The organism is Acidithiobacillus ferrooxidans ATCC 23270 (assembly GCF_000021485.1).
GTDB classification, from domain to species: Bacteria; Pseudomonadota; Gammaproteobacteria; order Acidithiobacillales; family Acidithiobacillaceae; genus Acidithiobacillus; species Acidithiobacillus ferrooxidans.
Genome location: NC_011761.1, coordinates 2,430,567 through 2,447,384 on the forward strand (window position 1 = coordinate 2,430,567; position 16,818 = coordinate 2,447,384).

The 16,818-nt window shown below is 58.8% G+C and carries 21 protein-coding genes and 2 tRNA genes; 17 read left to right on the top strand and 6 right to left on the bottom strand.

Features of this window, described 5'->3' with window-relative positions; translation table 11 throughout:
• The first annotated feature begins 5 nt into the window (after positions 1-5).
• From AFE_RS12520 to AFE_RS12550, 7 genes are all read left to right on the top strand, one after another.
• Positions 6-815 (top strand): SDR family NAD(P)-dependent oxidoreductase, encoded by an 810-nt coding sequence (locus AFE_RS12520; RefSeq protein ID WP_012537360.1) that lies wholly within the window; start codon positions 6-8, stop codon positions 813-815.
• A 30-nt stretch (positions 816-845) separates the two neighbouring features.
• Complete coding sequence (petA, locus tag AFE_RS12525; protein ID WP_012537361.1) at positions 846-1,466, top strand: ubiquinol-cytochrome c reductase iron-sulfur subunit; 621 nt, start codon at positions 846-848, stop codon at positions 1,464-1,466.
• A gap of 27 nt (positions 1,467-1,493) precedes the next feature.
• The gene (locus tag AFE_RS12530) at positions 1,494-2,708 is read left to right on the top strand and encodes a cytochrome b (RefSeq protein ID WP_012537362.1); all 1,215 of its coding nucleotides are present in this window, start codon (positions 1,494-1,496) and stop codon (positions 2,706-2,708) included.
• A gap of 22 nt (positions 2,709-2,730) precedes the next feature.
• Complete coding sequence (locus AFE_RS12535) at positions 2,731-3,432, top strand: cytochrome c1 (protein ID WP_012537363.1); 702 nt, start codon at positions 2,731-2,733, stop codon at positions 3,430-3,432.
• Between the two features lie 86 nt (positions 3,433-3,518).
• A complete protein-coding gene (iro, locus tag AFE_RS12540) occupies positions 3,519-3,839 on the top strand; it encodes an iron oxidase (protein ID WP_009564698.1) in 321 nt (106 codons plus the stop codon).
• Between the two features lie 173 nt (positions 3,840-4,012).
• Entirely contained in the window at positions 4,013-4,465 is a 453-nt protein-coding gene (locus AFE_RS12545; RefSeq protein WP_009561095.1) for a PH domain-containing protein, read from the top strand.
• Between the two features lie 100 nt (positions 4,466-4,565).
• Positions 4,566-5,174 (top strand): cytochrome b/b6 domain-containing protein, encoded by a 609-nt coding sequence (locus tag AFE_RS12550; protein WP_009561096.1) that lies wholly within the window; start codon positions 4,566-4,568, stop codon positions 5,172-5,174.
• Positions 5,175-5,241: 67 nt separating this feature from the next.
• On the opposite strand, the gene AFE_RS12555 is transcribed toward AFE_RS12550, so the two are convergent.
• Positions 5,242-5,318 (bottom strand) — tRNA-Arg (locus AFE_RS12555).
• A 10-nt stretch (positions 5,319-5,328) separates the two neighbouring features.
• Complete coding sequence (locus AFE_RS12560) at positions 5,329-5,988, bottom strand: ribosomal RNA large subunit methyltransferase E (RefSeq protein WP_009561097.1); 660 nt, start codon at positions 5,986-5,988, stop codon at positions 5,329-5,331.
• An 89-nt stretch (positions 5,989-6,077) separates the two neighbouring features.
• On the opposite strand from AFE_RS12560, the gene AFE_RS12565 reads away from it, so the two are divergent.
• The 3 genes from AFE_RS12565 to AFE_RS12575 all read left to right on the top strand — a co-directional run bounded on the left by AFE_RS12565 (position 6,078) and on the right by AFE_RS12575 (position 7,437).
• Entirely contained in the window at positions 6,078-6,362 is a 285-nt protein-coding gene (locus AFE_RS12565; protein WP_009561098.1) for a YhbY family RNA-binding protein, read from the top strand.
• A gap of 89 nt (positions 6,363-6,451) precedes the next feature.
• On the top strand, positions 6,452-6,835 hold the full coding sequence (apaG, locus tag AFE_RS12570) for a Co2+/Mg2+ efflux protein ApaG (RefSeq protein WP_009561099.1): 384 nt from the start codon (positions 6,452-6,454) through the stop codon (positions 6,833-6,835).
• Positions 6,832-7,437 carry a class I SAM-dependent methyltransferase gene (locus tag AFE_RS12575; RefSeq protein ID WP_009561100.1) on the top strand — a complete coding sequence of 202 codons (606 nt, stop codon included), beginning with the start codon at positions 6,832-6,834 and terminating at the stop codon, positions 7,435-7,437. The genes apaG and AFE_RS12575 overlap by 4 nt, the downstream gene beginning before the upstream one ends.
• A gap of 67 nt (positions 7,438-7,504) precedes the next feature.
• On the opposite strand, the gene typA is transcribed toward AFE_RS12575, so the two are convergent.
• The gene (gene typA, locus AFE_RS12580; RefSeq protein WP_012607515.1) at positions 7,505-9,322 is read right to left on the bottom strand and encodes a translational GTPase TypA; all 1,818 of its coding nucleotides are present in this window, start codon (positions 9,320-9,322) and stop codon (positions 7,505-7,507) included.
• A 156-nt stretch (positions 9,323-9,478) separates the two neighbouring features.
• Positions 9,479-10,693, bottom strand: a complete 1,215-nt coding sequence (locus AFE_RS12585; RefSeq protein ID WP_009565967.1) for a porin — start codon at positions 10,691-10,693, stop codon at positions 9,479-9,481.
• A gap of 187 nt (positions 10,694-10,880) precedes the next feature.
• On the opposite strand from AFE_RS12585, the gene AFE_RS12590 reads away from it, so the two are divergent.
• The 7 genes from AFE_RS12590 to hslU all read left to right on the top strand — a co-directional run bounded on the left by AFE_RS12590 (position 10,881) and on the right by hslU (position 15,567).
• Positions 10,881-10,954, top strand: a tRNA-Gln gene (locus AFE_RS12590).
• Between the two features lie 85 nt (positions 10,955-11,039).
• On the top strand, positions 11,040-11,906 hold the full coding sequence (dapF, locus tag AFE_RS12595; protein ID WP_012607516.1) for a diaminopimelate epimerase: 867 nt from the start codon (positions 11,040-11,042) through the stop codon (positions 11,904-11,906).
• Between the two features lies 1 nt (position 11,907).
• A complete protein-coding gene (locus AFE_RS16550) occupies positions 11,908-12,084 on the top strand; it encodes a hypothetical protein (RefSeq protein WP_009565972.1) in 177 nt (58 codons plus the stop codon).
• Positions 12,085-12,768 (top strand): DUF484 family protein, encoded by a 684-nt coding sequence (locus tag AFE_RS12600; RefSeq protein WP_012537365.1) that lies wholly within the window; start codon positions 12,085-12,087, stop codon positions 12,766-12,768.
• Positions 12,762-13,706 carry a tyrosine recombinase XerC gene (locus AFE_RS12605; RefSeq protein ID WP_009565974.1) on the top strand — a complete coding sequence of 315 codons (945 nt, stop codon included), beginning with the start codon at positions 12,762-12,764 and terminating at the stop codon, positions 13,704-13,706. The genes AFE_RS12600 and AFE_RS12605 overlap by 7 nt, the downstream gene beginning before the upstream one ends.
• Complete coding sequence (hslV, locus tag AFE_RS12610) at positions 13,703-14,242, top strand: ATP-dependent protease subunit HslV (RefSeq protein WP_009565976.1); 540 nt, start codon at positions 13,703-13,705, stop codon at positions 14,240-14,242. The genes AFE_RS12605 and hslV overlap by 4 nt, the downstream gene beginning before the upstream one ends.
• Positions 14,243-14,244: 2 nt before the next feature.
• Positions 14,245-15,567 (top strand): ATP-dependent protease ATPase subunit HslU, encoded by a 1,323-nt coding sequence (gene hslU / locus AFE_RS12615; RefSeq protein ID WP_012537366.1) that lies wholly within the window; start codon positions 14,245-14,247, stop codon positions 15,565-15,567.
• A 22-nt stretch (positions 15,568-15,589) separates the two neighbouring features.
• Here hslU and AFE_RS12620 read toward each other — a convergent pair whose 3' ends face one another.
• Together AFE_RS12620 and rpoH are read right to left on the bottom strand one after the other, a co-directional pair.
• Positions 15,590-15,922 carry a DsrE family protein gene (locus tag AFE_RS12620; protein WP_009568269.1) on the bottom strand — a complete coding sequence of 111 codons (333 nt, stop codon included), beginning with the start codon at positions 15,920-15,922 and terminating at the stop codon, positions 15,590-15,592.
• Positions 15,919-16,779 carry an RNA polymerase sigma factor RpoH gene (rpoH, locus tag AFE_RS12625; protein ID WP_012537367.1) on the bottom strand — a complete coding sequence of 287 codons (861 nt, stop codon included), beginning with the start codon at positions 16,777-16,779 and terminating at the stop codon, positions 15,919-15,921. The genes AFE_RS12620 and rpoH overlap by 4 nt, the downstream gene beginning before the upstream one ends.
• Between the last annotated feature and the right edge of the window lie 39 nt (positions 16,780-16,818).

The window sequence follows — 16,818 nt, forward strand, 5'->3', positions numbered from 1 at the left end:
GCGCCATGACGGAAAATGATTATACCAAGGCGAAAGGCGACGGCATCCTGGACGGGAAAACGATACTCGTGACTGGTGCGGGAGATGGCATCGGCAGGGCGGTGGCCATCGAATATGCCCATCAAGGCGCTACGGTCGTTCTGTTGGGCAAAACGAAGCGCAATCTGGAAGGCGTCTACGATGAAATCACCGACTATGGCTATGCCGAACCGGCCATCCTCGTGGTGGATCTGGCCGACCCGGCAAGCGACGCGTTCAAAACCATAGGCGCCGCCATTTCCAGCGAGTTCACCCAACTGAACGGCATCGTGCACAACGCCGCGGAACTCGGAATGCTGACCCCCCTGGAGAACTATGAAGGGGCATTATGGGACCATGTATTTCAGGTCAACGTAAAGTCTCCACTGCTGGTGACACAGCAGTGCCTCCCATTACTGAAAGAGGCACCATACGCCTCCATTATTTTTACCACAGATGAGTCCGGCGTTAAGCCCAAGGGCTATTGGGGCGCCTACGGCGTGAGCAAGGCGGCCATATTGCACATGGCCCGCATGTGGGCGATAGAGTATGCCAACACGCCTATTCGGGTAAATATCGTAGACCCGGGTCCGTGCCGAACGGGGCTGCGCCTGCTCACGCATCCCGGCATGCCGATGAAGCGATATACGCCGCCTGAAGCCATCACCAGTATCTATACACAATTAATGGATTGTGACGTTCTGGGTCATAACGGCGAGTTGTTTTATGCCCAAAATTTCATCAATCCCGATCTGGACGACAGGACGGAAAAGGATTTGGCAACTTCTACGGTGTAGTCCATCAAACAACAGACAGGAATCAATATCATGTCAGACGAAACGCAAGACAGCAAACATGCTCCCAATGTAACCCGCCGGCGCTTTCTCACGGCGCTGGTCACGGTATCCGGCGCCGCGGTGGCGGGCACCATCGCAATACCCATGGTGAAATCACTGGACCCAACAGCCGCAGCCGCGGCATTGGCCACCACCACCATCGATCTGAGCCCCATCGAGCCCGGCATGCAAATGGTGGCGTTATGGCAGGAGAAGCCGGTGATCGTGGTAAACAGAACACCCGAAATGCTGGCCACCCTGGATGAGGCGGAGCAGAAGGGCATATTGAAAGACCCCAACTGCAACGTTCCGCAACAACCGCCTTATTGCAAGAACAAGTACCGGTCACGCGTTCCGGAATGGTATGTGGGTATAAAAATTTGCAACCACCTGTGTTGCATACCGCATTACCGGCCGAAAAAAGCCAGTGTCGCACCGTGGTGGCTCGGCGGATTTCATTGCCCCTGCCATGGCTCCATGTACGATCTTTCGGCACGCGTAATCAAAGGATCACCTGCTCCCCATAATATGGCGGTTCCCGAATATGACATCGATGTGGCCAAGAAAACCGTCGTTGTCACCAAAATGTATCCGCTCGCCCATTTGTGCTGAGCGAGGTAGCCGATAAAGGAGGCTGATATGAGTTTCAAAGAATGGTTTGTCAAACGTTCGCCGCTGCCCGAAATGTGGCGGGAACACATGGCCGAATACTACGCGCCAAAGAACTTCAACATTTTCTACTACGCCGGGTCGTTGCTCTTGCTGATGGTGGTGCTGCAGTTCCTGTCGGGATTCCTGGTGCTGGCGCATTACATACCTACCGCCAAGGGTGCATACGACTCCGTTTATGGCATCATGTACGACGTGCATTACGGCTGGCTCATGCAGTACATGCATGTGGATGGCGTATCGCTGATATTCGTGCTGCTGTATGTGCACATGGCACGGGGCATGCTGTACGGTTCCCACCGATCACCACGGGAACTCGTCTGGATCATCGGCTATACGACCTATCTGGCTTTCATGGCGGAGGCATTCTTCGGATATGTGTTGCCTTATTCAAACCTCTCCTACTGGGCCGGCACGGTAATCACTTCTTTATTGAAGTCCATTCCGTTTATCGGCGGTTGGGTTACCACCCTGGTACGCGGCGGGCCCGGCATGAGCGGCGACACGCTGGACCGGTTCATGGCGCTGCACGTTACATTGGTGTTTCTGGTCATCGTCGGGCTGATCGTTTTTCATATCCTTTATCTCCATAAAGTCGGTTCCAACAATCCCGATGGCATCGAGATCAAGGCGAATAAAGGGCCTGATGGCCATCCCGTGGACGGCATTCCGTTTCACCCCTACTACTCCGTAAAAGATTTGTTTGGATTCGGTGTATGGCTGATCATCTTTGGCGCGATCATCTTCTACGCGCCGACGTTTCATCATATTTTCCTGGAACGTACCATGTCCACGCCGGCAAATCCGCTCAAAAGTCTGCCGGATGTCACGCCGCCGTGGTATCTATCGCCCTTTTACGCGATGCTGAGATCCATACCCAACAAGACTGCCGGCATCCTGTTAATGGTGTTCGCGGTGCTGGTCCCATTCGTGCTCCCATGGCTGGACAGAAACCCGGTGAAATCGACGCGATATCGTCCGGTCACCCGTATCCTGCTGATCATATTTTTCATTAACTTCTTCGTGCTTGCCTATCTGGGAGAGCAGCCTCCGCTGCCGAAATATTTTTTCGCGGAAAGATTGGGGGCGTTCATCTATGTGGCGTTCTTCCTTTTGCTGCCGTTCGTGAGCAAATTCGAACCGACCAGGACACCGCCGGCGCGCGTCCGTTTCCATGCCCACTGAGTTCGGGCAGAGAGGAGGAGTTATGAAAAAGTATGTTGTGTGGGCAGGAATGGCCCTGGGACTGTTTGCTGGCAGCGCATCGGGTGCATTCGCGGACGACGGGCCACAATTATTGACACCGCATTATACCTATAATGCAAAGACCATCATCAGCGGCGCGAGGTTATTTGCCACCAACTGCATGGCATGTCACTCCATAAAATTCATGCGTTACGAGTTTTTGACCCATGATCTGGGCATGTCCAGAGCCGATGTGCAAAAACAGGTCATGTTACCCACAGGATCGGCATTCAAGGATAACATGATATCCGCCATGCCGACCCAGATGGCGCATAAATGGTTCGGGCTTCCCCCGCCGGATCTCAGCCAGATGGTCCGCTACAAGGGTCAGGACTGGATCTACACTTATCTGCTCTCTTTTTACCAGGATCCCAAGCGCCCGTCGGGGTGGAACAACCATGTATTTCCCAATGTGGCCATGCCGGACGTGCTTGCCCCCTATGGCGGGATCGTCAATGAACAGGGAAAACTGCTTCGTGCGGGAGACGAATCTCCCCAGAAATTCAAGGAACAGGTCACGGATATCGTTGCATTTTTAAGATTCGTGTCCGATCCATCCGTCGTGCAACGACACGACGACGGGCCCTGGGTGCTTGGGTTGCTGGCGTTTTTTACCATAGCGGCCTATTTTCTCAAGAAGGAATACTGGAAGGGGGTAAAGTGATGGAAGGTTATTTGGATATATGAGGTGGTATCTCGCTGATCGTAGTGAGGCAGGCTGTAAAACCGTTCATCTGAAGGAGCGATATCATGAGTGAGAAACTGAAGGAAACCGAAAATTCCAAGGCCGGGAACATAAGCCGTCGTGACATGTTGAAAGGTATCGCCATTACGGCTGGCGTCGTGGCCGCGGGGACGGTGGTCGGAGTAAACCCCATTGGCGCTGCCCATGCGGCGGGTAATTGCCCGGGGACCACGCCCAAGGCGGAAGTACAATATCAGCCACACCCCAAGGGGAAGGCGCAGTGCTCTGTCTGCGCCAATTTTATTGCCCCGAAGTGCTGTAAGGTGGTAGCCGGACCCGTCGCACCCGACGGGTATTGTATAGCGTTTACGCCGATGCCCGCATAATCACATTTTGACCGGAGTTCCTCCTGCTTCTCCCCTTCTCTGAAGGGGAGCTTTTATTTTTTACGTACCATGCCTGCTGCGGCTTCGTTGCCCACCGGAATCCGGAAAATCGTTAGATTGCAGCAGATGTTGGTGGTACCCTTTGATCATTCCACTGGATACGGGAGTCAAGCATGCCTGGGCAGCAATATGACCTGAAATCAAACCCTGCCATGGTGTTGGCGGATGTTACCGTCGCCCAGTCGGCATATTTGGGTTCGCTGATCCTGTTTATCTGCAGTTTTCCGTTTTTATTGCTCGGCACAGGATTTTTCATCGTCATTGGTGCAGTATTCATCGTTTTGGCGTTTATTGATGCCGCCAACATAGCCACGCTCACCTTTACCACAAACTGTGCTGCAGACAATGACCAATTGATGGTCAGATACGGACTGATCCGACCGATAAGGGCGATCATCCCCGCTTCGGCCATTCGCCATATAAACGTTGATCAGAGCTGGCTCGGGTCAAAACTCAAATATGGCTCGATCATCATTCTCGGAGATGACCTTGGTATTCGCTTGCAATATATAAAGGACCCGCAGATCGCACTGAACGCGATTAAAAATTCGATTGGACTGTCATGATTCATAAGGAATAGCGAAATAGACCCGTATACGACAGGAGCGGCTCCCTGGAAACTCGTATCCGTTACCTTGATTTTGTCGACAGCGAGGAGCAACAAGAATGGCGCTTAACGACCATAGCGTTGCACGCAAAGGCGGCGCACACGATTTTGACAACACTACCAAGATCATCCATCTGGCCATGGCCGTTGTCTTGACGCTGCAGATGTGTATCGGTTTATTGGTCCATGATCCGCAGACGAGGTTTTTCTTATACCTGCATGAGTATGTCGGCATACTGTCGGCGTTGGTCATTTTCGTCGAGTGGTTATGGATATATACCGCATCGCAGTTTTCCGTTCTATTTCCGTGGAACCGTGCCGGCATATCACTTGTTGTAAAAGATATCAGAAACTTGGGTAGACATGTGCTTCCGGAAGGTGGCGATACCGTGGGCCTGTCCGGATTTTGGCATGGAATTGGTATATTATCGTTTACGTTTATGGCATTGACCGGAACCATTCTGCTTTTTGTTTTGCCCGGCGGACATTCCATACTTGGACTGCACTCGACGGATTTTGTATTATATACCCGCATCTCGCTATATCACCGGCTGATGTCCTATCTTGCATGGGTATATCTGCTTGGACACGTTCTTTTCGCCATTTTTCATCAATTGACCGGGAACGATGTATTCGGGAGAATTTTTCTTTTCCGTCGGGATGGATAATTTGGTGTCTGCACCACGGCGGGAAAGAGAAAAGGCCCGGAATGCGATCCCGGACCCTTGCGGGAGTTGGTGCGCAGTACTGGAGTCGAACCAGTGACCTTCGGCTTCGGAGGCCGACGCTCTATCCATCTGAGCTAACTGCGCGTGGGCCAGATTATAGGGAACTCGCCCCACCATTGTCCAACCTTTCCTGCGCAACCCCCTGAAAGTCCAGTGCCAGCCAGTACTGCTCCGTAGAGCGCGCACGCGAGGCCTCCGGTTTGCGTACCACGATCTTCTTGAAGTCTCGGCGCAGCGCCCGGCGCAACTCTTCCGCGCCGGACCCCATAAACACCTTGATCAGCAGCGCTCCGCCCGGCACCAGCCAGCGATGGGCCATGTCCAGAGCCAGCTCCGCGAGATCAATGGCGCGGGCCTGATCGACACTGGCAATACCGGACATGTTGGGCGCCATGTCACTCATGATCAGGTCAGCGCCGCCCGGTAGGGCTTCCTGGCAGGCAGCCAGTATGGCGTCGTCGTAGACGTCGCCGCAGATGACCGTGGCATCTGCCACCGGGTCCATTGCCAGGCGATCCACCGCCACCAGTCGCCCCTTCCTGCCGATCAACGGCGCCGCCACCTGCGTCCAGCCACCCGGCGCCGCGCCCACATCCAGCACCCGCATACCCGGGCGGATCAGGTGATCCTTCTGCTGAATCTCCAGCAATTTGTAGCTTGCCCGCGAGCGATACCCCTCTTTCATAGCGCGCTGCACAAATGGGTCTTTAAAATGCTCCTTCAGCCACTTCTCACTGGATTTACTTCTCGCCAAAATACACCTCCGGGCTTTGACCCCCGCCCTCCGCAAACGTACACTCTGCCGCTACACCATAGCAGCCCGATCAGACTGACGAGGATACCATGCTGGACGCCAAACATAGACAAGCCCTGCGTGGACAGGCACACGCCCTCAAACCCGTCGTCATCATCGGTGCCCACGGCATCACCGACGGCGTTCTCGCCGAACTGGAGGTCGCCATCCACGCCCACGAACTCGTAAAGGTACGTCTACCCCAGGTATCCCATGACGAACGCGATGCCATGATAAAGACCTTGTCCACCGCCAGCCATGCCGACGTTGTCGGCCACATCGGGCGCGTGCTCATTCTCTACCGCCCCCGCCCGGCTGCGGCGCCCAAACGCTGATCGGCCCACCGGTATGGCTTGGCAGCCCACCTCAAGACCGTTAGACTGTTTCTGAATCGCAACACCGGCCAGCGGCCCGGAGCAGACCCATGGAAGACCAGCCCCCCACAGAAATCCAGATCAGCGTCGAGACCCGCTATCTGCCGGAGCAGTCCAGCCCGGAGCAGGAGCACTTCGCCTTCGCCTATCAGATCACGATGCAGAATAACGGCCCGCAGACGGCGCAGCTTCTCAGTCGTCACTGGATCATTACGGATGCGGAAGGTCATGTTCAAGAGGTCAAAGGACCCGGCGTGGTTGGAGAACAGCCCACGCTGCAGCCTGGACAACGCTTCCGTTACACCAGCGGGTCCGTCCTGTCCACGCCCGTAGGCAGCATGCACGGTACCTTCGAGTGGGTCAGCGATACCGGCGAAAGTTTCGTGGTTCCCATCCCCGCCTTTCGCCTGGCGGCGGCGACCGTCTTCCATTGAGCCGCCAGAGCCTGCAGCGCGCCTATGCGCTCTGGGCACCCATATACGATTCGGCGGTGCGCGGCTTCTCTGCCCCCTTGCGGCAATGCAGCCTCGGCAATATTCCGCAAGGACCCTGCCGCGTCCTGGTCGATGGCATCGGCACCGGGCTGGACATTCCTTATCTGCCCGCCCACTGCGAAGCCATTGGCATTGACCTCACCCACAGCATGCTTCGCCGCGCACGTAGGTCGTCACCTCATTTTTCGCTCGTTCAGGCAGATGCCGAGGCTTTGCCCTTCCCGGACGGTTGCTTCGACGTTATCGTCATGCATCTCATATTGGCCGTCGTACCCCATGCCGGCCTGGCATTGGCGGAGGCCAGCCGTGTCCTCCAACCCGGCGGACGGATACTGGTTCTCGACAAGTTCCTGCGTCCCGGTGAACGCGCCTTCTGGCGGCGCCTGCTCGCCCCCCTGTCCGGCCCCATTGCCACCCACACCGACCTGGTGTTTGAAGACCTTCTGACCCAACGCCCGGAACTGCACTGCCGCAGCGATACACCGGCGGCTGTCGGCGGCTGGTTCCGTCTGATCGTTCTGGAAAAATCTGACACCATGTGACACGGAAATGGCCCGGAGCCTCATATCGGCTCCGGGCCATTTCCGGTCATTCCTCTACGACGATGTTTTATCCGCCACCGCGCGACGCCTTCTTGCGCTCGTTCTCCGTCAGATAACGCTTGCGAATGCGAATGGACTGCGGCGTCGCCTCTACCAATTCATCGTCCGCAATGAACTCCACCGCCGCCTCCAGCGTCAGCTTGATCGGCGGCGTCAGCATGATGTTTTCGTCTGAGCCCGATGCCCGCATATTGGTCAGCTTCTTTTCCTTGAGCGGGTTGACCACCAGATCGTTGTCGCGGGTATGGATACCAATGACCATGCCCTCGTAGACCTTGTCGCCGGGGCTCACAAACATCCGGCCGCGTTCCTGCAGGTTAAACAGGGCGAATCCAACCACTTCGCCCTCTTCCGCAGAGATCAGTACGCCGTTGTTACGGGAAGGGATGCTGCCCTTCACCGGGCCGTAGTTATCAAAAATATGGCTGATGACTCCGGTGCCGGACGTGGCCGTCAGAAATTCGGTGTGGAAACCGATGAGACCCCGTGCGGGAATCCGGTACTCCAGCCGCACGCGGCCCCGGCCATCGGGAATCATGTCCTGCAACTCGCCGCGCCGGATACCCAGGCGTTCCATGATGGTGCCCTGATGCTGTTCTTCCAGGTCGATGGTCAGCGCTTCATAGGGCTCTTCCCAGACGCCGTCCACCTGGCGCTGAATCACCCTGGGCCGTGATACCGCCAGTTCGTAGCCCTCGCGGCGCATGTTTTCCACCAGAATGGTCAGGTGCAGCTCGCCGCGCCCCGAGACCATGAACACATCGGCGTTATCCGTATCTTCCACCCGCAGGGCGACATTGGTCAGCAACTCGCGGTACAGGCGCTCGCGCAACTGGCGACTGGTGACAAACTTGCCTTCCCTGCCCGCGAAGGGGCTGGTATTGACCTGAAACGTCATGTTCAGGGTGGGTTCATCGATGGGTTTCCACGGCAGGGCATCCGGCGCTTCTGGCGCCGCGATGGTGGCCCCGATGGATGGATCTTCTATGCCGGTCACCGCAACGATGTCGCCCACCGTGGCACTTTCCCACGGCACCCGCTTGAGACCGTCGAAGCCGAGGAGCTGAAGGATGCGCGCCTTGGTCTGGGTCTTATCGACACCGTGAATCAACACGATATCCTGACCGGGACGCATGGTACCGCGACGGATGCGACCCACCGCGATACGCCCTACATAACTGGAGTAATCCAGATCGGCAATCTGCATCTGCAACGGACCTTCGGGATCCCCTTGCGGGGCCGCCACCTTATCGAGGATCATTTCGAAGAGGGGTTTCATGTCACCGGAGCGGACTTCGGGATCTTCCCCCGCATAGCCCTGCAGACCGGAGGCATAGATCACCGGAAAATCCAGTTGCTCTTCTGTCGCACCCAGTTTGTCGAACAGGTCGAGGGTGGCACTGATGACATAGTCGGCGCGGGCGCCGGGGCGATCCACCTTGTTGATGACCACGATCGGCTTGAGACCCAGTTCCAGCGCTTTGCGGGTGACGAAACGGGTCTGCGGCATGGGGCCTTCGACGGCATCCACCAGCAGCAACACGCCGTCCACCATACCCAGCACCCGCTCCACCTCGGCGCCGAAATCGGCATGGCCGGGGGTGTCAACGATGTTGATGTGGGTATCGCCCCACTGCACCGCCGTGTTCTTGGCCATGATGGTGATGCCGCGCTCCTTTTCCAGGTCGTTGCTGTCCATCACCCGCTCTTCCAGTTGCTGGTGGGCGGCAAAAGTACCGGACTGGCGCAGGAGCTGATCCACCAGCGTGGTCTTGCCGTGATCCACGTGGGCGATGATGGCGATGTTACGGATTTGACGAGCCACTGATATTCCCCAAAAAACGGACATAAGAAAAAACGCCGGGACCACAAGCCCCGCAGCGGGCTTTCTTATAACGGTATACATCCCAAAAAGCAAATAAAAACCGCCCCCGAGGGGGCGGCAATGGACCACCGAAGTGGCCCGAAGGCTTATTTGAACTTAGAAGCCGGCCTGGAACTGCAACATCAGGGTGTTGTAAGCCACACCGTTGATGGGGGCAAGCCCGTTGGGGCCAGGATAGGTGTTGTCGATGGAACCGCCACGGGTCGCCAGGATGTAGTTCAACTGCACTTCGGCGGCGTGGGGGTTGTTGGGATTGACATAGTAGTTCAAGCCCACGGTGGTATTGCTCAAGGTGCCCTGACCATGGACCGCATACTGGTCATACCGCGCGGCAGCCTCGACGTCCAGCCAGTCGGGGGTCAGCGTCATCTCGTACAGGTTGGCGGCGAGTTCCGCATGCCAATCGGTGGCAGAATAAGTGACCGGGGTATACAGCGGGTTGATATTCAGGTAAGGCCATGCGGACACGCCGGAAGCCTTGGTGTATCCCGCACCGTAGTGGATGCCCATCATCCCGCCCTGGACGCCAACGTTCCAGCTGGTCAGGTTGTCGGTGCCACGATTGTTCTCTGTACCCATACTGCCGCTCACTTCCGCGGTCAGCAGCGGGCCCATGCTGTACTTCAACATGCCGGAAACGATGTACTTGCCGTTGCCGTTGAGGAGTCCGCTCTGACCACCGCCAAAGGTATTGATATTGCTATATACCGTAGCGGGATCCAACGAAGTGTTGTCAAACATACCCACGGCATAGCCGATGCCCGTACCCATCACGTCGTCGGCATGGAGCATGGCGCCGGCGGAACGTCCGGGCAGCAGGGACTGGTTCATGTTGCGATAGATGAACATCAGTTCATTACCCGCGGTGCCGGTATATTCCAGACCTTCCGGGGTCTTGAACTTGCCGACCTGCAACTGGGCGAAGGGCACCGGCGCAAAGTTGATCCAGGCATCCATCAACTGTGCCTGAGCGCCACCTCCGATATTGCCGCCGAGGCCGTTGTTGAGCAGGCCAGCGGTTTTCGGGAACAGAGCGTTTGCGTTGCCGAGACCTGCCTCGTCATAAGCGCCCTGGATGTAATAGGTCACGCCGGGAACCGCTTCGCCCTTGAAACCCAGACGGATGCGGTTGGCACCAAAAATGAGGCCATTGGAACTGCCGGGGCCGGTGCCAAACTGCTGGGCGCCGGTGATCTGGGCGTAACCGAACACAACAGGGCCGGTATCCGCGTTGGAAGTGTCTGCGGCGAAAGCAACGCCGGGAACCACAAAAGCCGCTGCGACGGCCAAAGCTACGAGATTCTTCTTCATGACTAGGCTCCTCCTCGAGAGCAGTGTTTCAAATACTACAGTACAAGTTATAGCACCGCTGTGAACACGTTGCAACATTTCCACAACACCTTTTTTGCAACGCGCCGCCAATTTTATACACCGATATGCTTATCGAGGTCCACGTTTGACACAGATGCTCGGCCACGGCTATCATTCGCCCCTGTTTTGGGGGATCGTCTAGCGGTAGGACCGCGGACTCTGACTCCGCTAACCGTGGTTCGAATCCACGTCCCCCAGCCAAATTAAAAAACGCTGACGCGCACTGTCCTCCCTGGACAGACATTGCTAAACTCATGGCATGAACCATTCCCATACGGATTCTGCGTTGTCCGCCCTGCGTTTTACCAAAATGCAGGGCTTGGGTAACGACTTCGTCGTTTTTGATGGCATCCGTCAGCGCGTCGATCTACCCCCGGAGATGGTCCGCACCATCGCCGACCGCCACTTCGGCATCGGCTGCGATCAGATCCTGCTGGTGGAGGCCGCCGCATCCCCCGATTGCGACTTCCGTTACCGCATCTTCAATGCCGATGGCACTGAAGTGGCGCAGTGCGGCAATGGCGCCCGCTGTTTTGCCGTCTTCGTGCGCCGCGCCAAGCTCACCGGCAAGGACATCATCACCGTCGAGACTCGGACGGGGCGGCTGATCCTGCATCACCGGGGAAACGGAAATATCACCGTCCATATGGGTGTTCCGCGACTCGTCCCCGCCGATGTCCCCTTCCGCGCCGATGAAGAATCCCCCGAATACCTGCTGTCCGCGGGGAAGCACACCCTGCGCATCGCCGCCGTTGGCATGGGCAACCCCCACGCAGTGCTGCGTGTCGCGAGCGCGGCGGAGGCCCCGGTGGCCACTCTGGGTCCGCGCATCGAAACACACCCGGCCTTTCCCGAGCGCTGCAACGTGGGCTTCATGGAAATCCGCGACCGCAACCATATTCAACTGCGGGTCTGGGAGCGCGGCGCGGGTGAAACCCTGGCCTGCGGCAGCAATGCCTGTGCGGCCGTGGTGGCGGGCATCCGCTGGGATGAACTGGATCATGCGGTGGCGGTGACCCTGCCCGGGGGCACTCTGGAGATCGAATGGGCGGGTCCTGGGCATCCCGTGATGATGACCGGTCCGGCGCAGGTGGTTTTCGACGGGGTTTGGCCGTTGCCGGCAAAGATCAGGCACATTGAAGAGGGATCATGACATGCAGGATACGATATTGGAGGCAGTTGCCAAGGGTTTGAACAGTGATACGGCCGCGTTGGCCTTTCTGCACAAGCTCGATGATGAGGAAGGTGAAACGCTGGCGCGCCTGATCGCCGCACTGGAGGTCCACAGTGCCTCGGAACGCTACAGTGACACCCACTGGGAGGATGACTGAGTGGCTACGGAGCCTGAACTGGAAACACAGGCGGATCAGGTCCTGGCCTATCTCCGTCAGCATCCGCAATTTTTGTGGGATCAGGAAGACCTGCTCCACACCTTGACCCTGCCCCATGTCGGACGTGGTTCCGCTTCGTCCCTGCTGGAGCGGCAGGCGCAGGTGCTGCGCGAAGAAAACCTCCGGCTGCATCAGCGTATCAGCGCGCTGCTGGGTGCCGCCCAGCAGAATGCCGCACTCGGCCTGCACCTCTCCGATCTGGCTACCGAACTGTTGCAGACACCCGACTGTACCACGACCGTCAATACCGTCATCACCCGTCTGCGGGAGGGTTTTCAGGTGGAGGAAATGGCCTTGATCGCCCGCGCACCCGTGGCCGGACTGCCCCAGTTCCTACCGTTGGAGCAGGCTGATTTTCAGGAGATTCTGAACGGCCTACCGTTGTTGCGCGCCGCAACCGGGCTGGCCCTGAGCCCGACCCTGCGCAGCACCCTCTTCGGCGCGGCAGGGGCGGGACTGGCGTCCTTCGCCCTGATCCCGCTTGCCGGTCGGCATCTGCAAGGAGGGATTCTGCTCGGCAGCCAGCACCCCGACCGCTATGCCGAGGACGCCGGGGCCGACCTGCTCGACCAGATTGCCCGCCTGGTCACGGCGGCACTGGATCGCTGCCTGGCCCCATGCTGATCGAAACCGCCATTGCCCAATTCATCGAAACGCTCCGGCAGGGCGGCAGGGTCAGCCCGGCCACGATCAGCGCCTATAGCCGCGATCTGCATGCCTGGGCGCGGTTTGCGCTACAGCGCGGGCAGACGGAGATCGCGCAGATGGATCGCGGCAGCCTGCGCGCCTACCTCCTGGCGGAGCGCAGCCGCGGAGTGTCCGTTCGCAGCCTGCGCCGACATTTCGCGGCGCTACGCGCCCTCTATCGCCATCTGCAGCAGGATGCGCCCGAACTGCGCAACCCGGTATCGGGGCTCGCCATGCCCAGGGCGGAGCAGCGCCTGCCCGACTGGCTGACGGTGGATCAGGCCCGCCTGCTGATGCAACCCGCCATATCCGACACGGAAGCGGCACCGCAGGATTTCACCGGGCTGCGGGATCAACTGATCCTGGAGCTGCTGTACTCCAGCGCCCTGCGCGTCAGCGAACTGGCGGGACTGAATCTGGGTGATCTGGACCCTCACGCGGGCACGGTACGGGTGCTGGGCAAGGGGCGCAAGGAACGTATCGTGCCGGTGGGACAGCCCGCCTGGGCTGCGCTCCGCGCCTACCTTGCGGCGCGACCGGCCGTGGCGGCCAGCGACGAGCCAGCCCTCTTCGTCAACCGGCGCGGCCAGCGGCTCACGGTACGCAGCATTCAGGTGCGGGTCAAAAAACTCGGCGATGCGCGGCTCGGGCAGCCACTGCATCCCCATACCCTACGCCACAGCGCTGCCAGCCATCTGCTGCAGTCATCCGGCGACTTACGCGCGGTGCAGGAATATTTAGGCCATGCGGGTATTGGCACGACCGCCATCTACACCCATATGGATTATCAGCAACTGGCGCAGGTCTACGACCAGGCGCACCCACGGTCGCGACGTGGTGACCAGGACATGAAGCACTTTGAGGGAAAAGCATGACGGATTCGCAACAAATGCACGGCACCACCATCCTCTGTGTGCGGCGGGGCGCCAACGTGGTCATGGCCGGAGATGGCCAGGTGACCTTCGGCAATACGGTCATGAAGGGCAATGCCCGCAAGGTGCGCCGTATAGATCCGGGTGTGCTGACCGGTTTCGCTGGCGCCACAGCCGACGCCTTTACCCTGCTGGAACGTTTCGAGGCCAAACTCAAGGCCCACCCCGGTCAGTTGGCCAAGGCCGCCGTGGAACTCGCCAAGGAGTGGCGCACCGACCGGGTACTGCGCCGTCTGGAGGCCATGCTCGCCGTCGCGGACGACAAACAAAGTCTGATCATCAGCGGGCAGGGCGACGTACTGGATCCCGAATACGGCATCATCGCCATCGGTTCCGGGGGGCCCTACGCCCTGGCGGCGGCGCGTGCCCTGCTGGAAAACAGCGATCTGCCCGCCCGTGAAGTCGCCAAACGCGCACTCGGCATCGCTGGCGACATCTGCATCTATACCAACCACCAACATACGATCGAAGAGCTATGAGCATGTCTGAAATGACCCCCCGCGAGATCGTCCAGGAGCTGGACAAGTACATCATCGGCCAGTCCGAGGCCAAGCGCGCAGTCGCCATCGCCCTGCGCAACCGCTGGCGGCGCGGGCAGGTGCCGCCGCCGCTGCATCAGGAAATCACCCCCAAAAATATCCTCATGATCGGGCCGACGGGAGTGGGCAAGACGGAAATCGCCCGGCGTCTGGCGCAACTCGCCAATGCCCCCTTCATCAAGGTGGAAGCCACCAAATTCACCGAGGTGGGCTATGTGGGCAAGGATGTGGAATCCATCATCCGCGATCTGACCGAAACCGCCGTCGACATGATCCGCAACGAACGGCAGGTCGCGTTGCGCCAGCGCGCCGAGGAATTGGCCGAGGAGCGGATTCTCGACATCCTCATCCCCGGTCCGCGCGACAGCAGCGTACCCCGCAGCGACGAGGGCACTCGCCAGAAGTTTCGAAAAATGCTGCGCGAAGGCAAGCTGGATGCGCAGGAAATCGAGATCGAGGTGAGCGCTCCCAAGGGCGGGGTGGAGATCATGGCCCCGGCGGGTATGGAGGAGATGACCAACCAGCTCCGCGAGATGTTCTCCAACATGGCGCCAGGGAAGACCAGCACACGACGCGTCACCGTGAGCGAAGCGCAGCGTCTGTTGACGGACGATGAAGCCGCCAAGCTGGTCAATGAAGAGGAAGTTCGCGCCCTGGCACTGGAACGGGTACAGTCCGGCGGCATAGTCTTCATCGACGAAATCGACAAGGTGGCGGTACGCTCCGGCACTCAGCAGGGCTCGGATGTCTCCCGGGAAGGAGTACAACGCGATCTTCTGCCGCTGGTGGAGGGCTCCAATGTGAGCACCCGTTACGGCGTGGTGAAGACCGACCATATCCTCTTCATCGCCTCCGGCGCCTTCCACCTCAGCAAGCCCTCCGATCTGATCCCGGAACTGCAGGGTCGCCTGCCTATCCGCGTGGAGTTGGAGGCCCTGAGTGCGGCGGATCTGGTGCGGATACTGCAGGAGCCGGAGAATGCGCTGGTCCGGCAATACGGTGCGTTGCTGGCCAGCGACGGGCTGGCTTTACACTTTACCCAGGATGGCGTGCAGCGTATCGCCGAAATTGCCCAGCAGGTGAATGAACGCGTGGAGAACATCGGCGCCCGGCGCCTGCATACGGTCATGGAGCGGCTGCTGGAAGAGGTGGCTTTTGTCGCACCGGACGGCAGCACCACGGCCCTGGAGGTGGATGCCGCCTATGTGGACAGCCGTCTGAAAGATCTGGCGCAGGACGAGGATTTATCTCGTTATATTTTGTGAAGGGGATAACTGTACAGCGGGGTCAGGGCTTGATGTAGAGGGCACCGGCCTCTTGGGCATCCGCAATGGCGATGATGCCGGCGGCGACCAGTTGGCTGCCCGCAGGCCGGTCTTCAGGGTTCAACCCCATGTTACGCAAGCTGTTTTCACAAAAATCGACCTGCACTCCGGCACTGATGCGCTCTTCGATCTCGCGCCGCCAGTGGCCCTTTGCCCAGAGGGACACGGGTGCCTGACCATTCGCGATGACCCGCAGGCTTTGCGCCGGAGCCGCTGTCTGGGCATTACGCAGATTGGCCAGCAGATTAGGCCAGCGCCCAGCATCGTCAACGTGAAAAAGCAGTACGGCGCTCAAGCTACCGCCGCCGTCGTCAGCATTTGTTGACGCAGCTTGCCCATACTGCTTTTTTCCAGTTGCCGCACCCGTTCTGCCGAAACACCCAGCTCATCGCCCAACACCTGCAAGGTCTTGGGGTCGTCGCTCAGCCAGCGGTTTTCAATGATGTAGCGATCCCTCTGGGGCAGGGCCGACAACGCCGTATGCAAGGCCCTGTGCTGCTGCTGATCCCAGTCCCGCTCCACCAGTTGCTCAATGGGCGACCCGGTGGGATCCGCCAGATCCGGAGCACGTCCGCCCTCCCGTTCCTCATCCGGTTCGAGGTTGAGCGAATAGTCGTAACCAGACATCCGCCCTTCCATCTCCAGTACCTGGGCCTGGGTAACGCCCAGATCGTCCGCCATGGCGGCACTTTCCTCACCGCTCATCCAGCCGGTATGGCTGCGGCTGGAACGGAGGTTGAAGAACAGTTTGCGTTGCGCCTTGGTGGTGGCCACCTTGACAATACGCCAGTTGCGCAGGATGAATTCGTGAATCTCCGCCTTGACCCAATGCACCGCAAAGGAGACCAGACGTACGCCATGATCCGGGTCGTAACGCTTCACCGCCTTCATCAGGCCGATATTGCCCTCCTGAATCAAGTCGGCTTCCTGCAATCCATATCCCCGATAACCCCGCGCCACCCGCACCACGAAGCGCAGGTGGCTGAGCACCAGATCCTTGGCCGCATCCACATCGCCGTGATCGCGCAGGCGCCGGGCCAGATCACGTTCTTCTTCCGGCCGCAGCAGCGGTTGGGCGTTCACAAAACGCAGATACCCCGCCAGCCCGTCGGGGCTGACCAAATCTCTACTGGCTATCGCAAGTTCCTTCATGGCAATCCTCATGCACCGTCCTGCGTACTTGGACTCTGA

Bases quoted from the DNA above. Each gene is read 5' to 3' on its own strand.
- AFE_RS12520 (WP_012537360.1), top strand. From the start codon at position 6: ATGACGGAAAATGATTATACCAAGGCGAAAGGCGACGGCATCCTGGAC.
- petA (WP_012537361.1), top strand. From the start codon at position 846: ATGTCAGACGAAACGCAAGACAGCAAACATGCTCCCAATGTAACCCGC.
- AFE_RS12530 (WP_012537362.1), top strand. From the start codon at position 1,494: ATGAGTTTCAAAGAATGGTTTGTCAAACGTTCGCCGCTGCCCGAAATG.
- AFE_RS12535 (WP_012537363.1), top strand. From the start codon at position 2,731: ATGAAAAAGTATGTTGTGTGGGCAGGAATGGCCCTGGGACTGTTTGCT.
- iro (WP_009564698.1), top strand. From the start codon at position 3,519: ATGAGTGAGAAACTGAAGGAAACCGAAAATTCCAAGGCCGGGAACATA.
- AFE_RS12545 (WP_009561095.1), top strand. From the start codon at position 4,013: ATGCCTGGGCAGCAATATGACCTGAAATCAAACCCTGCCATGGTGTTG.
- AFE_RS12550 (WP_009561096.1), top strand. From the start codon at position 4,566: ATGGCGCTTAACGACCATAGCGTTGCACGCAAAGGCGGCGCACACGAT.
- AFE_RS12565 (WP_009561098.1), top strand. From the start codon at position 6,078: ATGCTGGACGCCAAACATAGACAAGCCCTGCGTGGACAGGCACACGCC.
- apaG (WP_009561099.1), top strand. From the start codon at position 6,452: ATGGAAGACCAGCCCCCCACAGAAATCCAGATCAGCGTCGAGACCCGC.
- AFE_RS12585 (WP_009565967.1), bottom strand. From the start codon at position 10,693: ATGAAGAAGAATCTCGTAGCTTTGGCCGTCGCAGCGGCTTTTGTGGTT.
- AFE_RS16550 (WP_009565972.1), top strand. From the start codon at position 11,908: ATGCAGGATACGATATTGGAGGCAGTTGCCAAGGGTTTGAACAGTGAT.
- AFE_RS12605 (WP_009565974.1), top strand. From the start codon at position 12,762: ATGCTGATCGAAACCGCCATTGCCCAATTCATCGAAACGCTCCGGCAG.
- hslV (WP_009565976.1), top strand. From the start codon at position 13,703: ATGACGGATTCGCAACAAATGCACGGCACCACCATCCTCTGTGTGCGG.
- hslU (WP_012537366.1), top strand. From the start codon at position 14,245: ATGTCTGAAATGACCCCCCGCGAGATCGTCCAGGAGCTGGACAAGTAC.
- rpoH (WP_012537367.1), bottom strand. From the start codon at position 16,779: ATGAAGGAACTTGCGATAGCCAGTAGAGATTTGGTCAGCCCCGACGGG.